The organism is Nocardia sp. NPDC003999 (assembly GCF_053604885.1).
The window spans coordinates 97,154-114,976 of record NZ_JBSGIB010000010.1 but is presented as its reverse complement, the minus strand read 5'-3'; the positions used below and the strand labels follow the sequence as shown (position 1 = coordinate 114,976).

The window sequence follows — 17,823 nt, the reverse complement described above, 5'->3', positions numbered from 1 at the left end:
TGGCCGGCCCGCCCGTCACGACCGAGGAGAACGATGTCCGACCAGCACCGACAGCTGACCGACCGCACCGTGGTGATCTCCGGCGCGAGCCGCGGCATCGGCTTGGCGATCGCACTCGCGGCCGCCGCCGAGGGCGCGAACGTGGTGCTGCTGGCCAAGACCGCCGAACCGCATCCACGCCTCCCCGGCACCGTGCACACGGCGGCAGCCGAAGTGGAGGCCGCCGGTGGCCGCGCCGCCGCGGTAGTCGGGGATGTGCGCGACGAGCACGACGTGCGGCGCGTCGTCGAGACCGCTGTCGAGCGGTTCGGCGGCATCGATATCTGCGTGAACAACGCCAGCGCGATCGCCACCGAACCGACCGAACGCCTGCCGGTCAAGAAATTCGATCTGATGCAGGACGTCAACATCCGTGGCATGTTCCTGCTGACCCAGGCCTGCCTGCCCCACCTACGCGACTCCGCCAACCCGCACGTGCTGACCATCGCGCCTCCGGTGAACCTGAATCCCCGCTGGCTGGGCGCCCACCCGGCATACACCCTGTCCAAGTACGGGATGACGCTGCTGTCCCAGGGTTGGGCGGTCGAATTCGCTGACGCCGGAATAGGTTTCAAACTGCCTGTGGCCGCAGACCTATGTCGCCACCTCGGCAGTCGCCAACCTGGCCGACGGGGAGCGACAGCTCGCGTCCGCGCGCAGCCCACGGATCATGGCCGATGCCGCCGTCACCATCCTGACCCGGCCCGCGCAGCAGGTCACCGGCGATTGCTTCATCGACGCGGACGCGCTGTCGCTCTATGCCGGGATCGATGATCTGTCCAGCTACGGCGGCGGCGAAATACCCACGCCAGATTTGTTTTTGGACTGAGCAGAGAAGCGATCATGTCCATCGCCGCTGCCGACACCGTGGTTGCGGGGGAATGAGCTTTGTCCAGAAGTCATGACGTACTGCGTCCCACAACTCGGTCATTTCCGGAAGGAGTTCTCGCGCTTGTGCGAGATCCGGAAAGTTCTCGGGACCGAAGGATACGATCGGCGTGGCGCCGGATGCCTCGTGGACGGCGACAATAGAGATCAAATGTTCCTGGAACAGGCGCCATGTCGCGCGTAATCCTTCGACCTCGGTTCTTCGAATATCATTCATGTTTCGTTTCCAACTCGTCGATTCTGCTCCAATGCGTTCCGCACCCACTCGACCGCACGCCGATCACGTGCGGTATGTGCGGGCGACCAACGCAGAACGCAGGCGCCAAAGCCCGCTCGCCTCGGCGGGATCGAAACCCGTGAGCTGACCGATCCGCTTGAGCCGGTAATCCACGGTGTTGGTGTGTACGTGCAGTAGCCGCGCAGTGCGCCTGCGGTTCAGGTTGTGCGCTATATGGATTTGCAGAGTCTCCAGCAGTTCCGGGTATTCGTTCAGTGGATCGAGCAGCGACCCGAGCTGTTCGCGGGCAGGGCCGGGGCGGGTGAGCTGGTATTCCAGAGCCAGCTCGTCGAAGTGGTACAGGCCCGGCACCGATCCGAGCCGGGTGACCATGTCGAGCAGTTCGTGGGCTTGATCCGCGGCGGTGGGCACGGTGTCGGCAGAGGCGGTCACCTCGGTGGCGGTGATGCGCACGCGAGCCGCCCGCGACAGATGCCCGACCAGTTCCTTCAGGGCGCCCTTGGTGATGTGATCGGCGGGGATGAGCAGGGTGCCACCGTCGACCGAGAGCAGCGACAGCACGGTATCGTCGCAGCGGGTGGCCAATTCCGCCTGCACACGCCGGAGTTTGCGGCGGGCAACGACTTTCGCGTCCAACATCGGATTGGACTCGTCCGGGTGAGACGGAATGGCGAGCGCTATGACGCGATAGCGGTCGGAGATGTCGATTCCACACTCTCGGGCCATGGTGGAGGTGGGATGCCCCCCGAGCAGCGCCGAGGTCAGCGTGTGCACCGCGGTGTGGTGCTCCGACACGACCGCGCGCAGTTCACGCACATAGGCCGCCGAGACCGCCGTGGTCATGGTGTCGAGCATTTCGACGACGAGTTTGGCGCCGTCGAGGATGCTTCGATAATCGGCCGTGCTGACGGTGAGCATCGGATCGGTGTCAGCCGAGCCGGAGGCACGCTGCTCGGCCAAGGCTGTGGACACCACCAGGTCGAAGCCGATCTTGAAGCCCTCATGGATTGCGTGGTGAATGGTACCGATGGGCACACCTTCGCGAGCCCATTGCGCCGCCGCCTCCTCGAGTTGCCCAGTCTTCTCCGAAATGTTGCTGCCGTCCAGCATGCTGACCGCCAGCTCCAAGCACACACGGGTGATGATAGTGATGTCGCCATGGATCGCGTCACCAGGCAAGGTGCCGCAGGGTGCGACGGTTTCGACAAAATGCCCGACCATCTGCCGCGACAAGGCGCGCACGTCTTTCAGCGGCAGGGACATGGGCCGGCCGGATACAGTGAGTCCTTGCCGTCCGGCGAAGGTGAGAGCCATGGTGGAGCTTCCTTCCACCCCCGTTAACTGAGCTATTGCACCAGCGTAGCCAGTGCAAGAACGTAGAGAACGGTTTACTCCGAGTAACGTGATATTCGGCAAGCGCGGTCGGCAAGCGATAGTGAAAGTTCACAATGGCGGTTCGGCTGCGCTGCCGCCGAAGGGCCGAGATGCCGGAGACCGGCGGTTCGAGCATAACCCGGAGCAAGTGGTCGAAAAAGAGCAACCGGCGAGTGCAACGGCGCGAATCCACGCCCTCTCGCGTACGCATCCGCAGCAGACATGATTTGCCTGGGCCGCGCGCTTGGTCGACCATGCGAGCAATGGAAGTTCGTTTCACTAATCAAGGTCCAGCGGAACCTGCTGCTTCGCATCGCGCTATTGATACAGGTGGATCGCACCGGCGCCACCCAACTCATCCAGGGCGGCCGGCGCACAAACCTGCTGGACGCAGGAGCGGTATAGCACCTCTCCCGATACGCTCCCGGCCGGGCGCGAGAAGCCGAAGCCGCGTCGGCGAAGAGACGCACGTCGAGGACCATGTGCGCCAGCGGTCGTGCGGCGAATACCATTGTCGCCATCCTGACCCGGCCCGCGAAGCAAGTCACCGGTAATTGCTTCTATGAGGTGCGCTCTGCCCATACGCCCAGAAACTCGCGAACTTCCGGTACCGCGGCATGCGATCGAACAGTGGTGGCTATGCCATTCAACTTCTGACGCACACGGGTGGAGGCAATCCGGCTGATGTTGTCGAAATGGTTCGTCAGAACCTGGCAGCCTTCAGCGATCTCGCCGGCTCGGACCAGGTTGCGGCTGAGCAACACGTACCACTCGGCTTGTTCGCGCGGCCAGGCCGATGATCCCTCGATGGCCGCTCTGATCTTGTCCGAGGCGGCTTTGTGGTCGCCGAGGTACATCTGCGTCATGCCGGTCATGCCGCTCAGCAGTGCATCAGGTAGGTAGACCCATTCGGGGTCGAACCCACGACCGGATCCATATGCACGGTGACTCCGCCTCAGCGCGTCGATGACAGCCGTCTTGTTGCCGACCGGATCTTGCATTCCCAAGGCGTCGGCTTCACGTATCGCCATAAGGGAGCGCAGTTTCGGGCCACCGCGAGTGATCGCTGCCCGCGAAGCAGCCTGGGCGTACTGCACCGCTTGCCTGGTTCCCGCAGGGGTGCCACCGTTCAACTCGGTAAGCAACGAGCTGGCGTTACCCAACGCGTGCGCGACTGCGATTCCGTCACCGGCCGCGGTGGCGGCTTGGGCGGCGTCGGCATAGTAGCGACGCGCGTCCTCTAGGCGTCCCGCATCGTAGTGGACCCAACCCGCCACAACCATCATCTCGGCTGCGGCGCTGGTCAATGTCCGGCCGACGTCATCGGTGTACGTACCGTTGTCCAGCATTTGCACGACACAGCGCACTTCATCGGCCGCGACACGGCACAGCCGGTCGCCGCCTACCAGTAGGTCCAGCTCGTGAATGTCGTTCACCGTGGCGTTGATCTCGGCGACCTCACCAGCGCCGATTCGGACACTGCCCGCTGCTGACGGGGTAGCCTGTTCGGAACGAATCACTCCCGGAGACATGGTCACGCCTGCACCGATCGCACCGGTTTGTAGGAAGTTGCGACGGTTCACATCCGCCTCCTCGTTCGACTCCACAACCAGTATGGCAAGCGGTATGTGGAGCGCCTTGGCTACTCGGCGCAGTACTCGTACATCGTGTACGGAGGCGCCGTCGCGTTCGAGCTGAGAAATGGCGGGCTGGGTGTAGCCGAGAATGGCACCGAGATCGGCCTGCGTCATGCCGAGCGACTTGCGGATACGACGAATAACCTGGCCCGTTGTCATGTGCATCCCCGCCGCCCCCGCTCTGCCCCGAATGTTCACCTACAAGATCGAATTTAATATGCGAACTCGTTGTCATGCACAGATTTCCGCCCCCGGAGCCCACCGTATACGGATTCCCTTATATCTCAGAATTCTCGGCTATTCGGGCCGTTACTCGCCACCGAGGTGACGCCGTTGTCACTCCACGGCGCACCGGTTGCCCGACGGCGGGGTGAACCGGTGGCCTCAACAGCCCTCGGTGACGGGTACCCACCGTTCACCATCGCGACCGGAAGCCACCGGATCGAGGAAAGAGGTACCATGCGCTCACTTGCCCACACCAGGTGTGCGCTCGACGGAAAGCAATTCACCAGGCGCCGGGACGTATGAGCGAGGTCATCGACCAACCCCGCGACTGGATGATCCGGTAGATGCGGCGAGGTCGGGGTACCGAGAAGGCACCCGACGATCGACTGGCTACCAGCTGTACACCGAGAACTGCTGACCAGCGGCCATCGAAGCCAGTGCCGCCCGGCAATACGCAATCATCCGGTCGGGCAGCTCGTTCGGCGCGAACCATTCCAGCGCATCGCATTTATCCGGTTCTCGATTGGTCGGAGTCCCGGCCCAGGTGTGGGCCAGGAAGAAGAACCCAGCCCGGCCGCCGGAGCTGGAATTGTGCATCACGTGCGCGAATTGCACATCGCCGGGGGCGATCACCACTCCGATCTCCTCGGCGGCCTCGCGAACGAGCGCATCGACGACTGACTCTCCGGACTCGAGGTGGCCGGAGGGCAGATGCCAGGCTCCATCTTCGTACCCCGTGTTGGCTCGGCGGCCGAACAGGTACCGGCCCTGGTCGTCGACCAGCATCAGGTGTACGTCCCCGATCAGCTTGTGCCGCTCGGCCACTGTCGCGCTCACAGCGTTCTCCTCTCGATCCATTGACACCCATTGGCGCGCGCCGACCGTACGCCGCCAACCGCGCGCCGTACAGGTTCCCCGAAAGCGCAGCCGCTGGTCAGCACGAACACCACCGCCGTGAACACCACCCGCTCATCGGTCGGTGCGGTGCCACCACCCTGCGGGCGCGGCGTGAACTCGGGCAGTAACGGCTCGGCCAGAGTCCACAACTCGTCCGGCACAAGACGTTTCGACAACTCGTCGGTCACAAACCGGACATCACGCAGCACAACCGGATCCGACGCAGCCGATTGCGCTGACGACCTGCTCGGCAGCGTGGTCGCCGATCGGGCGGCCTGGAATACAGTCCAGGATCCGATGAACGATCCCGGTCATGCTCTTGTGCGTCCTCCGATGAGTTTCGGCAGCAGGCGCCGTCTCCTCTGTGACTCGACGAAAGGACGAACTCGTGCAAATCCTGGCTCGCCTGTGTATGACCGCCGACGGCTATGTGACGACTCCGCACGGCCGGCCACCTCAGGTCATCGATCCGGTGCACGGCCCGGGCAGTCACGGTATCGCCGAATTCCTGAAGACCTGCGAGGCCGCCCTGATGGGCCGCACCACCTTTGAACCCGCGCTCACCGCCGATCGGTGGCCCTGGCCGGACCTGGCGGTCTTCGTGCTCAGCTCACACCGTCCCGAGGGCACTCCCGACGATGTCACCGTCGACGACGATCCGGAGCGGCTGCTGGAGAAGATCCGCGCGGCCAATCGCGGCGGCGACGTGCACCTCATCGGCGGCCCCGGCACTATCGAGACCTACCGCGCCCTCGGCGTTCTCGACAAACTCGAACTCGTGATCCTGCCGTTCTTCGTCGGCAGCGGCATGCGCCTGACCGATTCGCTGAACCCGCAGACCAGTTTGGAATTCGAGAGTTCACGGCCGTTGGACGGCGGTGGGTAGAGATCGTCTACCAAGTGCTGCCGCACCACTGACAGCGGTACCTCCCCCGCGCTTCATGCAAGGAGCCCCACAAAATGCACCGGAGACTTATGAACGCAGCATCAGACGCTACAACCACTCGTGTAGTCGCAGTGTCATGGTTCGACCGATACTCGACAGTGCCTGCCGTAGGTGGAGAACGTATCAGCGCAGTCGGATTGCGGTGACTTCTGCTGCGGCGAAAGGTATTCCATGGGGGTGGATCGGGCGTTCGGTACTGGACAGCGACCGCGCGGAACCTCCGCGCCGGACGGCGACGATCTCGGCGCCGATGGCCACGGCGGTCTCCTCCGGCGTGCGACCGCCCAACTCCAGGCCGATCGGCGAATGCAGCCGAAGCAGTTCCTCTTCGGTGAGCCCGGCGGCGCGCAACCGGAGCCTGCGGTCCTGGTCGGCCCGGCGGGACCCCATTGCGCCCACGTAGGCCACCGGCAGGCGCAGTGCTTCGGTGAGCACCGGGATGTCGAACTTGGGATCGTGGGTCAGGACGCAGATCACCGTGCGGGCGTCGACTCGGGTGCGCCGCAGGTAGCGGTCCGGCCAGTCTCGGACCACCTCGTCGGCGTCCGGCATCCGGGCGCGGTCGGCGAAGGCCGGGCGCGCTTCGCATACGGTGACGCGGTATCCCAGTAATCGGCCGACGCTGCACAGCGCGGTGGTGAAATCCGTTGCGCCGAAGACGAGCATGCGCGGGGCGGACGCGAAGGACTCGATGAACACCGTGCGCTCCCGGTCCGCGCAACCTACGACGCGTACACCGGTCGCGCCCGCGTCGAGCATCGCGCGCGCCTGTCGCACCACCGCGCCGTCGAAGTCCGCGCCGACGGCGGTTGCGGGTCCGAGTGCGGCCACCGCGCCGGTCGCCAAGTCGCGCACGAAGGTCATCGGAACGTTCGGGTCGAGTGCGGCTTCTACGGCCGGGTATTCGGCGGGGGTGATCCGGTGCACGAAGATCTCCAACTGTCCGCCGCAGGTCAGGCCCACGGCGAAGGCGTCGGCGTCGCTGTAGCCGAACGTTTCGCGGACGGGTGCGCCGGATTCGAGCACCTTTCGGCACAATTCGTAGATCGCGCCTTCCACGCAACCACCCGACAGGCTGCCGCGCACGTTCCCCGCTCCGTCCACCGCCATGGTGGCCCCGGTAGGCCGGGGCGCGCTTCCGGTCACGCCAACCACGGTGGCGAGCGCGTAGACGGTGTTCGCGGCATGCCAGCGCAATAGATGCGCAGCGAGTTCGCGCATGATGAACCCTCTCGGCGATCGTCGGCCCCGCAGGGGCGCCTTCCCACCGCCGGTCCCGCAGTGCCGCCGATCTGGTGGTGAGAATGTAATTCTCGTACGATACTATCGCCATACTCATTCTCGACATAGGCGGATTGACATCGTGTTGATACCGATGCTAAACACCTGCTCAGCATTCGCGAGCGGCAACCGATCGGCGCACCGGCGCGCGGGGCCACCCGACGCCAGGTCCGCGGCCTTGGTGCCCCCCACGATGTTCGAGTTCGCCGACGGCGACGACCCTCGCTCAGCCGGCGTCCGAGGTCAACGGAGGACGAACGGATGACGACCAAGCCCCGCATCGGATCCGGCCAACACCACCTGCGAGCCGACCGATGACCCGGACGGAAACGACCACCACGACCGGCGTCGTCGGCACCCGTGTACCGCGCGTCGAGGACGCGCGGCTGGTGACCGGCAAGGGGGTCTTCGTCGACGACGTGACCCGCCCCTGCATGGCGCACGCGTGCTTCGTCCGCAGCCCGCTCCCCCGCGCCGCGATCGGCGACATCGATGTCTCCGCCGCGCTCGAACTCGACGGCGTGCTGGCGGTCTACACCGCCGCCGACCTGAATTCCGGCGTCCACGAGATCTCCTACGCACTGGACATCGTCGGTTTCCCGCCGGTGCCACGGCCGCCGCTGGCCGAGCAGGAGGTGCGGTTCGTCGGCGACCCGGTGGCCCTGGTGGTCGCCGTCGACCGGTACGTGGCAGAGGACGCCGCCGAACTGGTGATCATCGATTACGAGCCGCTGGAACCAGTGGTCGACTACGTCACCGCGGCGGATTCGCCGAACCTGGTGCACGCCGGATTCGCGGGGAACTCCGCGGGTGAACTGGGCGGACGCCCGGCCGCCGATCTGGCGCCGCTGTTCGACTCGGCCGCGCATGTGGTGCGGCAGCAGATCTTTCAGCAGGCGTACCTGCCGGTGCCGCTGGAGACCCGCGGGATCGTCGCGGACTGGTCGGCGCCGACGGCGGAGATGACGATCTGGAGTTCCACCCAGTCACCCCACGAAATGCGCGGGTTCTGCGCCCGGCTGCTCGGCATCGACGAACACCAGGTGCGCGTTATCGCTCGCGACACCGGAGGCGGGTTCGGCCTCAAGCAGGTCCCGCTGCGCGAGGACGCCTGCGTCCTGCTGGCCGCGCGCAAACTCGGCACGGCGGTGAAGTGGATCGAGGACCGCCAGGAGAACTTGATGGCGGCGGGCATGTCGCGTCACGAGCACGCCGATGTCCGGATGGCGTTCGACGCCGAGGGGAACATCCTCGCCGCCGCCATCGACCACGTGCAGAACGTGGGCGCCTATCCGACACCGTCGCCGCTGACCGGCGGCGTCGTGGTGGGGATCCTGTTCCCGGGGCCGTACCGGATCACCGACGCCTCGTTCACCGCGAAGTTCCTGTACTCCAACACCGTCGGCAGGCTCGCCTACCGGGGGCCGTGGCAGTTCGAATCGGTGAGCAGGGAGATCCTGCTCGACCACGCCGCCAGGCAGATCGGCATCGACCCGATCGAGCTGCGCAGACGCAACATGCTGCGCCGCGACGAGTTGCCGTGGGCGAATCCGAACGGGATGACCTTCGACAACATCTCGCCGCTGGAAACGCTGGAGCAGGCCGTCGAGATGCTGGACTACGAGGCTTTCCGCGAGCAGCAGCGCGAAGCTCGCGCCCACGGCCGCTATCTCGGCGTGGGTACCTGCACCTACGTGGAGCCGACCACCGGCGGCAGTCCGTTCCTGAGCACCGAGGGCGCCACCATCCGCATCGAGCCGAGCGGCAAGGTGAACGTCTACGTCGCGGGCGGCTCCGCGGGCAACAGCTTGGAGACGACCGTCGTCCAGTTGACCGCCGACGCGCTGGGGGCCGACCTGGCCGATGTGCGAACCATCCAGGGCGACACCGCGATCACGCCGTTCGGCGGCGGCACCGGCGGCAGCAGGTCCGGCTCGATGACCGCGGGAGCGATCGCCGAGACGGCGTCGATTCTGCGGGAACGCATCCTGGCGATCGCCGCCCACCGGTTGGGCGCGAGCCCCGCCGACATCGAGTTCGTCCGCAGCCGGGCCACTGTCCGTGAGGCGCCGGACAAAGGTCTGTCGCTGGCGGAGATCGCCGAAATCGCCTACTTCCAGGCCGATTCGCTCCCGGCCGGGGTGCCGCCCGGGCTGGAGGCGAGCGGACGTTACAAGACCCCGCAGCTGGCGATCTGGGCCAACGCCACCCACGTGTGCACCTGTGAGGTCGACATCGACACCGGGGCGGTGCGGCTGCTGCGCTACATCGTCAGCGAGGACTGCGGTCCGATGATCAACCCCAACGTCGTCGAAGGTCAGATCTACGGCGGCACCGTGCAGGGTATCGGCGGCGCCCTCTACGAGCATCTGGCCTACGACGAGAGCGGCAACCCCGTGGCCACCACCTTCCTGGACTACCTGCTGCCCACGGCGACCGAAGCGCCGACGATCGAAGTGGGACATGTCGAGACACCGAGCCCGGGACCGGGCAATTTCAAAGGCGTCGGTGAGGGCGGGGCCATCGGCGCCACCCCGGCCGTCCTCAACGCGGTCGCCGACGCACTCGCGCCGTTCGGCGTGGAGATCTCGAAACTGCCGCTCTCCCCGGCCACGATCGTGGCGATGCTGGACGAGGCGCGCGCCGCCGGAAAGGGTCCCGCATGAAACCGGCGGCCTTCGAGTACCACGCACCCGCGACCGCCGACGAGGCCGTCACGCTCCTGGCCGATCTCGGTGACGAGGCCAAAGTCATCGCGGGCGGGCAGAGCCTCGTACCGATGCTGGCGCTGCGGCTGGCCGTCTTCGAGCATCTCGTCGACCTGCGCCGCCTCGACGAACTCCGGGGCGTCGAAACCCGCGGCGATGCCGTCCGGATCGGCGCGGCGACCACGCACGCCGAGGTCGGCCGGTCCGAGGACGTCCGCCGCGGCGTGCCGTTGCTCGCCAGGGCCACACCACTCATCGGGCACTTCCAGATCCGCAACCGGGGAACGATCGGCGGTGCGATAGCGCACGCCGACGCCGCGGCCGAATATCCGGCGGTGGCGCTCACCCTCGATGCCGAGATCGAGACGCTCTCGCCGCGCGGGGCGCGCACGATCCCGGCATCGGCGTTCTTCACCGGCATGTGGACCACCGATCTGGCTGCCGACGAGCTGGTCACCGGGATCGCGTTTCCGGTGTGGCGCGGCCGATGCGGCTTCGCCGTCGAGGAGTTCGCACGCCGCAGTGGGGATTTCGCGATGGCAGGCGCGGCCGTAGCGGTCCGGCTGGACGCGGACTCCCGCGTCGAGCGTTGCGCGATCGGTTTGTTCGGCCTCGCGCCGACCCCGGTGCGGGCGACCGAGACCGAGGCGGGACTGATCGGTTCCGCCGTCGACACCGCGCAGGCCGAGGAGATCGGCCGCGACGCGACCGCCGGACTGACGGCGATCTCGTCGGATGTGCACGGCTCCGCCGACTACCGGCGCCGGGTCGGCGCGGCAATGGTGACGCGCGCATGGCGGCGCGCCGTAGAGGAGGCCGGGAATGACTGACGTCGACATCGAGGTGCGCATCAACGGCGCCCTGCGCCGGGACCGGGTGGCGCCCCGGCTCACCTTGGCCGACTATCTGCGCGACACGTGCGGCCTGACCGGCACCCACCTCGGATGCGAGCACGGCGTGTGCGGCGCCTGCACGGTCCTGCTCGACGGACAGGCCGTGCGCGCCTGCCTGATGTTCGCGGTACAAGCCGATGGCGCCGAGCTCACCACTGTCGAGGGCATCGCAGGGCCGGACGGCGAACTCTCGCCGGTGCAGGCGGCGTTCCGGGAACAGCACGGCCTGCAGTGCGGATTCTGCACTCCCGGCTTCATCGTGTCGGCCACCGCTTTCCTGCGCGACAACCCCGACCCCACCGAGACCGAGATCCGCGAGGCCATCTCCGGCAACCTGTGCCGATGCACCGGCTATCAGGGCATCGTCCGGGCGGTCCGCGCCGCCGCCGACTCGATGAACGCCGAGACGCCCACCGCGCGGCAGGCGTGAGGACCGAAGGATTTTCATGAAACTCGACAACACCTTCACCATTCCCGTTCCGGCTGCCCAGGCCTGGCAAGTGCTGCTGGATCTGGAACGCATCGCCCCCTGCGTTCCCGGCGCCACGATCACTTCCCGGGACGGCGACGATTTCCACGGCAAGATAAAGGTCAAGCTGGGACCTGTGGGGCTGAGCTACAGCGGCGTGATCAAGGTCGTCTCCCAGGACGAGGCCGCCGGGATCGCCGTCTTGGAGGGGCGGGGCCGCGAAACCCGCGGCAACGGAACGGCCAAGGCGACCATCACCTGCCGTCTCGTCGAATCCGTCGGCGCCACGGATGTTTTCGTGGACACCGATCTTGCGATCACCGGCAAGCCCGCGCAGTTCGGGCGCGGCGCGCTCGCCGACGTGGCGGGCACGCTCATCGGCCAGTTCGCCACCAACCTCGCCGCGGAGATCACCGCATCGGCGCAGGCCGAGCCGGAGCCGGGCACGTTGTCAGCGGTGCCAGCGGCAGGCGACGCCGCGACATCGACCACCGAGACCGCACCACGCAAACCGGCCGAGCCGATCGACCTGCTCCAAGCCGCCGGTGCGAGCCGCGCCACCCGGCTGGGCGGTCTGGCATTCGCCAGCGTCCTCGTGCTGCTCTTCGCCCTGCTGCTGCGTAGGCGCTCCGCGCGATCGGCGCCCTGATGTCCGGGCCCGCCCACACCGTGCGCGCCGGAAATCCGATCGCACCGGCCCGCGACCTCCGGCACATCCACATAGACACGGGCGATTTCGCCGTGGAGTACCAGGCGGGCGCGGCGCAGATCGCGGACGTCGTCGCGGAACTGGGCGCCCACAGCGGATTCGTCATCACCGTCGACGACGACGTACGCCCCGGTCTGCCGCCCCTGCCGTGCGGCGGACTCTGGGACTGACGCGAGAGGTGGAGTGCCCCTTACCCGCCCTCGTCGTCACGGATCTGCACATGGTGGTGTGCTGTGTGCTGTGCACTGTCTCGTGTGCGCGGTGCTGGGCTGCGGTGTGAGACGGGGAATCGAACCCCTCGCACTGCCCATCGTGCGCCGAGAAAGTGGGCCCGAATATCCCGTCGGCCTGTCGGGTTCGTGCACGCCTCCGTGACGGCTACCCGCTCCACCTCTCGCATCAGTCCAGCAGGTCGACCTCCCAGTTGGAGCGTTGGATGCGCACGTCGAGTTCCCGCAGTTCCTTGGCGAGGTCATCGGCCCGCCCGCGAAGTTCCGCAACCGGCAACGCCGAGAACATCTTCAACTCGGATCGCAGCTGGCGCGCGTACCCGGGCTGCCCCTTCCCCGCCGCGGCGTCCGCCGCAGCCGTGACGAGAGAGTGCCGCAGCCGCAACGCGTCTCGGCGGGCCAGCGCGTCGGTCAAGGTGCCGTCGTCTCCGATCCGCGCGTCGGCGTTGGTCCGATTGATGCGCCGGATCAGCGTCTCGTATTCACCTAGCACCTGTCCCGCCTCCGCCAGCAGATCCGCCGCGTCCTCAGCGGGCTCCTCCCCCTCCTGAAAGCGAGCGTTACTCACGATCCGAGCACGCAACTGTTCGATTCGGCGCGCCGAATCCGCGCGCAACGCCAACGCCTCCGCCAACTTCACTTCCCCACCTCCGGACATCGACCCATGAACGGTCGAGTATCGACCATGTCACGGTAGGAGTCACCCGAATTAACGCCCTGAGGCTCGCTCGAGGTCCGCGTAATCTCCGGCCGAGATGGTGCGGGCGACTTTCTGCGGGGCGCCGCCGATCAGGCCCCGCCACGGCAGGTACGGCAGCAGGCGCACGTTGAGATCGCGGAAGCGAATCATCGCCTTGCTCGCGGGTGCGTACCACCCGCCCACGCCCTCGGCGAACTTCTGGCAGGCGTCGACCATGGGCCGCATCCGTTGTTCGTAGCGAGCGAACGCGATGCTGTGATCGCCTGCGGCGGCGGCCAACTCGCCCGCGAGGGTGTAGGCGCCGACCAGGGAGAGGTCCGCGCCCTGCCCGGACAGCGGTGACGCGCAGTAGCCTGCGTCACCGACGAGGGCGATGCGGCCCTTGTGCCAGCTGTCCATGCGAATCTGCGCCATCGCGTCGAAATAGAAATCCGGCGCGGGATCGAGGTGGGCGAGCAGTTGCGGCACCTGCCAGCCGAGGCCGGCGAAGGTGTCGGCGACGATCTTCTTCTGTTGCTCGATGTCGCGGTAGTCGTAGTCGATCGGATCGGATGCCCACGCGAAAATCGCTTTGGCTCGCGTGTTCTCCCGGGCGCTGTAGGCTCCGGCGATCTTGCCGGGAGTGTTGTAGTCCAGCTCCCAGTGATCGAGGTCGAGGAAGTTCGGGATCGTGTAGATGCAGATGTAGTAGCCCATATGCCGCGCGAACTGCGACTCCGAACCGAAAACCATTGTGCGCGTGTTCGAATGAACACCATCGGCGCCGATGACCAGGTCGAAGGTGCGTGACCGGGCGTGCTCGAAGCTCACCCGCACGCCCTCCTCGTCCTGCACCAGAGCGGTGATGGAGTCGCCGAAGAGGTACTCGACGTCGTCGCTGGTGGCTTCGTACAACACACGCGCCAGATCGCCGCGCTGGATCTCGGTGTCCCCATTCGCGCCGACGCCGTTGAACGTCTCGCTGCTGATGCTGGCACGCGTCTTGCCGGTGGCGTCGACATAGGAGGTGCCGCGCTTGCCCGTGCTCATCTCGTGCACCCGGTCGAGCAGGCCCATGCGCCGCACCACCTCGGTGGCGGTGCCCAGCACGTCGATGGCCTGCCCACCCTCGCGCAGGGCGGGCGACTTCTCCACGATCGTCGGTTCGAATCCGTAGCGCTTCAGCCAGAAGGCCAGGGCCGGTCCAGCGATGCTCGCGCCGGAGATCAGGACGTTTCGGTTCTTCAACTGCCGCATGCCAGGAACCGTACAACCATTTTGCGCAACTGCGCAAGACAATTGTCTTAGTCAATTGCGCTAGCATGGCCCGTATGGGAAACCGTGAGGATCTGCTGGCGGGCGCACGCCGCTGTCTGTTCGACAAGGGCTACGCGCGCACCACGGTGCGCGACATCGCCACCGCCGCCGGGGTGAGCATGGCGGCTATCGGCTACCACTTCGGCACCAAAGAGGCCCTGCTCACCGAAGCGCTGGCCGAGGCGACCCGCGAATGGGGCACCGACATCGAACACGCGCTCACCCGGTTGCCCGACGAGACCGACCCGTGGCAGCGCTTCGCCGACCGCTGGGACGCGGTGCTGGCCACGCTCGCCGCCCATCGCGGGGTGTGGTCGGCCACCTTCGACGCGCTGGCCCACCCCGAGGCCCGCGCCCGGCTCGCCGAGAACCTCGACGAGGCCCGTTCCGGCTTGGCCCGGCTCTTCGACGGCGTCGCCGAAACCGACACCGCAGCGGCGCGCGGCCTCGGCACCCTTTACCAAGCCCTGCTCACCGGCGTCGCGGCGCAATACCTCATCGACCCCGAGAGCGCGCCGACCGGAAGCGACCTCGCCGAAGCTCTGCGCCGCATCACCGATCCCACTCGTTGAGATCGCCGACGCGGGACACCACCGCTTCCACTTGCCACGCGTCCAGGTGAGGTTCCGGGGGCGAGTGGTGTCGAGCCACCGGGTCGAAGCCGAACCAGCACAACGGTGCCGGTGGCGTTTCCGCGCCGATCGACGAGCCCGGCGGTCAGCGCGGCAACATGTCGGTCCAGGTCCGGCCGGTCGAGGACGCCAGGTTGCTCTGCCGGTAGAGGCGGCCGTCCGGGCCGAGGTAGTTCCCGGTCCGTGGGTCGTGTCGCGCGATGCCGACCGTGGGGCCGACGGGGGCCGCGGCGGGTGCGGCCGCGGGCGGCGCGCCCGGATTCCAGCGCGAATCAGGCGAGATGCCTTGGCCTTCCAGGCTCGGGTCGTGCGGGTAGGGGCCCAGCAGAGGCTGTTCGGTGGCGAGGGGCTGGAATTCCTGGTCGCTGTTGCACAGCGCCGCGGTCGGCGCCCGCTTGGCGGGGTTGTGCGCGCACGGGATGTTGCGCACTCCGCGCACCGCTATATCGGAATCCTGGGGCAGTTTGCAGTACAGCCCGTCGGGAGTGTCGATGGTGTCGGTCTCCTCCGGCGAGCGCCAAGCCGACGGCGGCAGGAAACCGACGGTGCACGCGGGCGGATCGGAGATGCCGCCGAGCCGGAAGTCGCCCAGGCCGAGCCCGGAGGCGTTGCGATTGGGTTGCACCGCCTCGATCATCGAGATGGCCGGTGGCAGCAGGACCAGAATCTGTTCCAGCCCGGCGTTGTAGGTGACGCCGAGTTGCCCGATCGAGGTCAGGTCGGCCAGCAGGATCGGCAGCGTGAGCTTCACCGAGTCGAGCAGGTGCGCGACCTCCGTAGCGAATCCGGGTCCGGAGTGCAACAGGTCGCGGATCTGCGGATCGTTCGCGACGATTTGATCGGTGACGCCGGCGAGGCTGCGCGTCCAGATCCGGATGGCGTCGGCGGACTGCGCTTGGGAATTCAGCAGCGGCCGCGAATCCTCGATCAGGGTGCGGGTCCGGCCACCGGCTCCGTTCAGATCGGCGGCGAGGGTCTGGGCCGAGGTCAGCAAGGCGTCGAGGTCGTATCGGGCGCCGTGCGTGCCTTGGAACAGTTCCTCGAGCAGTGCGTGGAGTTTGTCGGTGGGGATGCTGCCCACCAGATCGCTGAGCTTGTCCAGCATGGGCCCGACCGGCTGCGGAACCGTGGTGTGGCGCAGGTCGATCACCGAACCGTCGCGCAGGTAGGGTGGCGCGTCAGTGTGGGGCCGCAACTCGACGTATTGCTCGCCGACCGCGGACACACTGCGCACCTGCGCGGTGAGGTCGGCGGGAATCCGATAGGAGCCGTCGATCTTCAGCGTGGCGCGCACGCCGCTGCCGGTCAGGTCGACCGAGCTCACCTTGCCGACCTCGACACCCCGGTAGGTGACGTTGCCGAAGCGGTAGAGCCCACCGGTGGCGGGCAGCTCCAGGGACACGCTGATGGTGCCGACGCCCGCCAAATTGGGCAGGCGCATATAGACCGTCGCCATCGTGATCAGCCCGACCACCGACAGGACCGCGAATATCACCAACTGCGCGCGGACGAAACGGGACAGCAGCATCAGCGGCCTCCCTCGGTCGGCGGCGCGATCGCGGTGCCGAGCGGATTCGAGGTCTGCTGCGCGTAACCGGGGTCACCGACCGCGGCTTGCACCACGGCGGTCGGATCGCCCCACGGCGTGCCGAGCAGCATTTCCCGCTTCAGGCGCGGAACCGTGAGATCGACGGTCGCGAAAAGGTTCAGGTAGTCGCCCCGCACCGCGCGGTCGATGACGCTCTGGCCGTAGGGGAACACGGTCGCGTACGCCAGCGCCGCGTCGATCTGGGGGCCGACGTCGGCCAGCGCTCGCAGCGTCGGCTCCAGGTTGCGCAGGTTCGTCACGAGATCGGTTCGGACGTCGGTGATCACGGCGTTGGCGGTGTCGCTGAACGTGCGCAGCCGATCCAGCGCCGCGGTGATGTTCGGCCGCTGGGCCAGCAGGACGTCGAGGGCGGGCGGAAGCCGTCGCAGGGTTTCGGTCACGACATCGCGCTGCTCGGCGAACTGCCCGGCCAACCGGTTGAGCGCGTCGATCGAAGCGATGATGTCGTCGCGCTGGCCGTCCAGGACGCCCATCATCGTGTCGAGTCGGACCAGCAGCGAGCCGACCTGTTCCTGATGGCCGCCGAAGGCGTCGTTCAGGTTGCGGATGATCTCGCCGAGCTGACCAAGCCCGCCGCCGTTCACGACCACCGACAGCGACGCCAGCGTCTGCTCGGTGGAGGGGTAGGTCGACGATTTGTTCAGCGGGATCCGGGTTCCGGAGGCCAGCCGCCCGGACGGCGCGACACCCGCGGGAGTGTTCAGCGCGAGGTGGCTGGACCCGAGCAGGCTGGTCTGCCCGATCGTCGCGACGACGTTCGCGGGCACCTCGGCGTCCGGGCGGATCGACGCCTCGACCACGGCGTGCCAGCCGTCGAGCCGGATCCCGCGCACGCTGCCGACGACGACGTCATCGACGAGCACCGGCGAATTCGCCACCAAGGTACCCACATTCGCCATCTCCACCTGGATGGTGGTCGCTCCCGGCCCCTGCCCGGGCGCACCCGGCAACGGCAGCGAGTTCACGCCGTGCCAGCCACATCCGGTGAGCGCCAGCATCGAACAAGCGCCGACGGCCAACAGCCGCCGGCCGCGTCGTAGGGAAGTCTTCAC

General features: G+C 67.2%; 15 protein-coding genes and 2 pseudogenes. 8 read left to right on the top strand and 9 right to left on the bottom strand.

What is annotated here, in order from left to right; translation table 11 throughout:
* The first annotated feature begins 33 nt into the window (after positions 1 to 33).
* Positions 34 to 868, top strand: a pseudogene (locus ACWESM_RS20890) (SDR family oxidoreductase).
* A gap of 339 nt (positions 869 to 1,207) precedes the next feature.
* Here the strand turns inward: ACWESM_RS20890 and ACWESM_RS20885 are convergent.
* The 4 genes and pseudogenes from ACWESM_RS20885 to ACWESM_RS20870 form a co-directional block, all read right to left on the bottom strand.
* Positions 1,208 to 2,428, bottom strand: coding sequence for a PucR family transcriptional regulator (locus tag ACWESM_RS20885; protein ID WP_452493398.1), 1,221 nt, complete (start codon positions 2,426 to 2,428; stop codon positions 1,208 to 1,210).
* Between the two features lie 671 nt (positions 2,429 to 3,099).
* Complete coding sequence (locus ACWESM_RS20880) at positions 3,100 to 4,335, bottom strand: helix-turn-helix domain-containing protein (RefSeq protein ID WP_452493240.1); 1,236 nt, start codon at positions 4,333 to 4,335, stop codon at positions 3,100 to 3,102.
* 456 nt (positions 4,336 to 4,791) lie between these two features.
* Positions 4,792 to 5,238: an NUDIX hydrolase gene (locus ACWESM_RS20875; RefSeq protein WP_452493238.1), complete on the bottom strand. Its 447-nt coding sequence runs from the start codon at positions 5,236 to 5,238 to the stop codon at positions 4,792 to 4,794.
* 80 nt (positions 5,239 to 5,318) lie between these two features.
* Positions 5,319 to 5,486, bottom strand: a pseudogene (locus tag ACWESM_RS20870) (transposase); the annotation flags it as partial.
* 200 nt (positions 5,487 to 5,686) lie between these two features.
* Here ACWESM_RS20870 and ACWESM_RS20865 point away from each other — a divergent pair.
* Complete coding sequence (locus tag ACWESM_RS20865; RefSeq protein WP_452493236.1) at positions 5,687 to 6,184, top strand: dihydrofolate reductase family protein; 498 nt, start codon at positions 5,687 to 5,689, stop codon at positions 6,182 to 6,184.
* Positions 6,185 to 6,367: 183 nt separating this feature from the next.
* On the opposite strand, the gene ACWESM_RS20860 is transcribed toward ACWESM_RS20865, so the two are convergent.
* On the bottom strand, positions 6,368 to 7,465 hold the full coding sequence (locus tag ACWESM_RS20860; protein ID WP_452493234.1) for an XdhC family protein: 1,098 nt from the start codon (positions 7,463 to 7,465) through the stop codon (positions 6,368 to 6,370).
* A 374-nt stretch (positions 7,466 to 7,839) separates the two neighbouring features.
* On the opposite strand from ACWESM_RS20860, the gene ACWESM_RS20855 reads away from it, so the two are divergent.
* The 5 genes from ACWESM_RS20855 to ACWESM_RS20835 are packed head-to-tail and all read left to right on the top strand — an operon-like array spanning position 7,840 to position 12,474.
* Positions 7,840 to 10,191, top strand: a complete 2,352-nt coding sequence (locus tag ACWESM_RS20855; protein ID WP_452493232.1) for a xanthine dehydrogenase family protein molybdopterin-binding subunit — start codon at positions 7,840 to 7,842, stop codon at positions 10,189 to 10,191.
* Entirely contained in the window at positions 10,188 to 11,063 is an 876-nt protein-coding gene (locus tag ACWESM_RS20850) for an FAD binding domain-containing protein (RefSeq protein ID WP_452493230.1), read from the top strand. Before ACWESM_RS20855 ends, ACWESM_RS20850 begins: the two co-directional genes overlap by 4 nt.
* On the top strand, positions 11,056 to 11,556 hold the full coding sequence (locus tag ACWESM_RS20845) for a (2Fe-2S)-binding protein (RefSeq protein ID WP_452493228.1): 501 nt from the start codon (positions 11,056 to 11,058) through the stop codon (positions 11,554 to 11,556). Before ACWESM_RS20850 ends, ACWESM_RS20845 begins: the two co-directional genes overlap by 8 nt.
* A 16-nt stretch (positions 11,557 to 11,572) precedes the next feature.
* Positions 11,573 to 12,244, top strand: a complete 672-nt coding sequence (locus ACWESM_RS20840) for an SRPBCC family protein (RefSeq protein ID WP_452493226.1) — start codon at positions 11,573 to 11,575, stop codon at positions 12,242 to 12,244.
* A complete protein-coding gene (locus tag ACWESM_RS20835; protein ID WP_452493224.1) occupies positions 12,244 to 12,474 on the top strand; it encodes a hypothetical protein in 231 nt (76 codons plus the stop codon). The genes ACWESM_RS20840 and ACWESM_RS20835 overlap by 1 nt, the downstream gene beginning before the upstream one ends.
* A gap of 229 nt (positions 12,475 to 12,703) precedes the next feature.
* Here ACWESM_RS20835 and ACWESM_RS20830 read toward each other — a convergent pair whose 3' ends face one another.
* Both ACWESM_RS20830 and ACWESM_RS20825 read right to left on the bottom strand, forming a co-directional pair.
* Positions 12,704 to 13,174, bottom strand: coding sequence for a DIP1984 family protein (locus ACWESM_RS20830; protein ID WP_452493223.1), 471 nt, complete (start codon positions 13,172 to 13,174; stop codon positions 12,704 to 12,706).
* A gap of 69 nt (positions 13,175 to 13,243) precedes the next feature.
* Entirely contained in the window at positions 13,244 to 14,470 is a 1,227-nt protein-coding gene (locus tag ACWESM_RS20825; RefSeq protein WP_452493221.1) for an FAD-dependent monooxygenase, read from the bottom strand.
* A gap of 74 nt (positions 14,471 to 14,544) precedes the next feature.
* Between ACWESM_RS20825 and ACWESM_RS20820 the strand changes: the two genes are divergently transcribed.
* Entirely contained in the window at positions 14,545 to 15,102 is a 558-nt protein-coding gene (locus tag ACWESM_RS20820) for a TetR/AcrR family transcriptional regulator (protein WP_452493219.1), read from the top strand.
* A 145-nt stretch (positions 15,103 to 15,247) separates the two neighbouring features.
* Here ACWESM_RS20820 and ACWESM_RS20815 read toward each other — a convergent pair whose 3' ends face one another.
* Both ACWESM_RS20815 and ACWESM_RS20810 read right to left on the bottom strand, forming a co-directional pair.
* Positions 15,248 to 16,690, bottom strand: a complete 1,443-nt coding sequence (locus ACWESM_RS20815) for an MCE family protein (protein ID WP_452493217.1) — start codon at positions 16,688 to 16,690, stop codon at positions 15,248 to 15,250.
* On the bottom strand, positions 16,690 to 17,823 hold the full coding sequence (locus tag ACWESM_RS20810; protein WP_452493215.1) for an MCE family protein: 1,134 nt from the start codon (positions 17,821 to 17,823) through the stop codon (positions 16,690 to 16,692). Before ACWESM_RS20810 ends, ACWESM_RS20815 begins: the two co-directional genes overlap by 1 nt.

What these genes read in the sequence shown, in the direction of transcription:
- ACWESM_RS20825 (WP_452493221.1), bottom strand. Translation starts at nt 14,470, where the DNA reads ATGCGGCAGTTGAAGAACCGAAACGTCCTGATCTCCGGCGCGAGCATC.
- ACWESM_RS20840 (WP_452493226.1), top strand. Translation starts at nt 11,573, where the DNA reads ATGAAACTCGACAACACCTTCACCATTCCCGTTCCGGCTGCCCAGGCC.
- ACWESM_RS20835 (WP_452493224.1), top strand. Translation starts at nt 12,244, where the DNA reads ATGTCCGGGCCCGCCCACACCGTGCGCGCCGGAAATCCGATCGCACCG.
- ACWESM_RS20850 (WP_452493230.1), top strand. Translation starts at nt 10,188, where the DNA reads ATGAAACCGGCGGCCTTCGAGTACCACGCACCCGCGACCGCCGACGAG.
- ACWESM_RS20820 (WP_452493219.1), top strand. Translation starts at nt 14,545, where the DNA reads ATGGGAAACCGTGAGGATCTGCTGGCGGGCGCACGCCGCTGTCTGTTC.
- ACWESM_RS20845 (WP_452493228.1), top strand. Translation starts at nt 11,056, where the DNA reads ATGACTGACGTCGACATCGAGGTGCGCATCAACGGCGCCCTGCGCCGG.
- ACWESM_RS20885 (WP_452493398.1), bottom strand. Translation starts at nt 2,428, where the DNA reads ATGTCCCTGCCGCTGAAAGACGTGCGCGCCTTGTCGCGGCAGATGGTC.
- ACWESM_RS20880 (WP_452493240.1), bottom strand. Translation starts at nt 4,335, where the DNA reads ATGACAACGGGCCAGGTTATTCGTCGTATCCGCAAGTCGCTCGGCATG.
- ACWESM_RS20855 (WP_452493232.1), top strand. Translation starts at nt 7,840, where the DNA reads ATGACCCGGACGGAAACGACCACCACGACCGGCGTCGTCGGCACCCGT.
- ACWESM_RS20815 (WP_452493217.1), bottom strand. Translation starts at nt 16,690, where the DNA reads ATGCTGCTGTCCCGTTTCGTCCGCGCGCAGTTGGTGATATTCGCGGTC.
- ACWESM_RS20860 (WP_452493234.1), bottom strand. Translation starts at nt 7,465, where the DNA reads ATGCGCGAACTCGCTGCGCATCTATTGCGCTGGCATGCCGCGAACACC.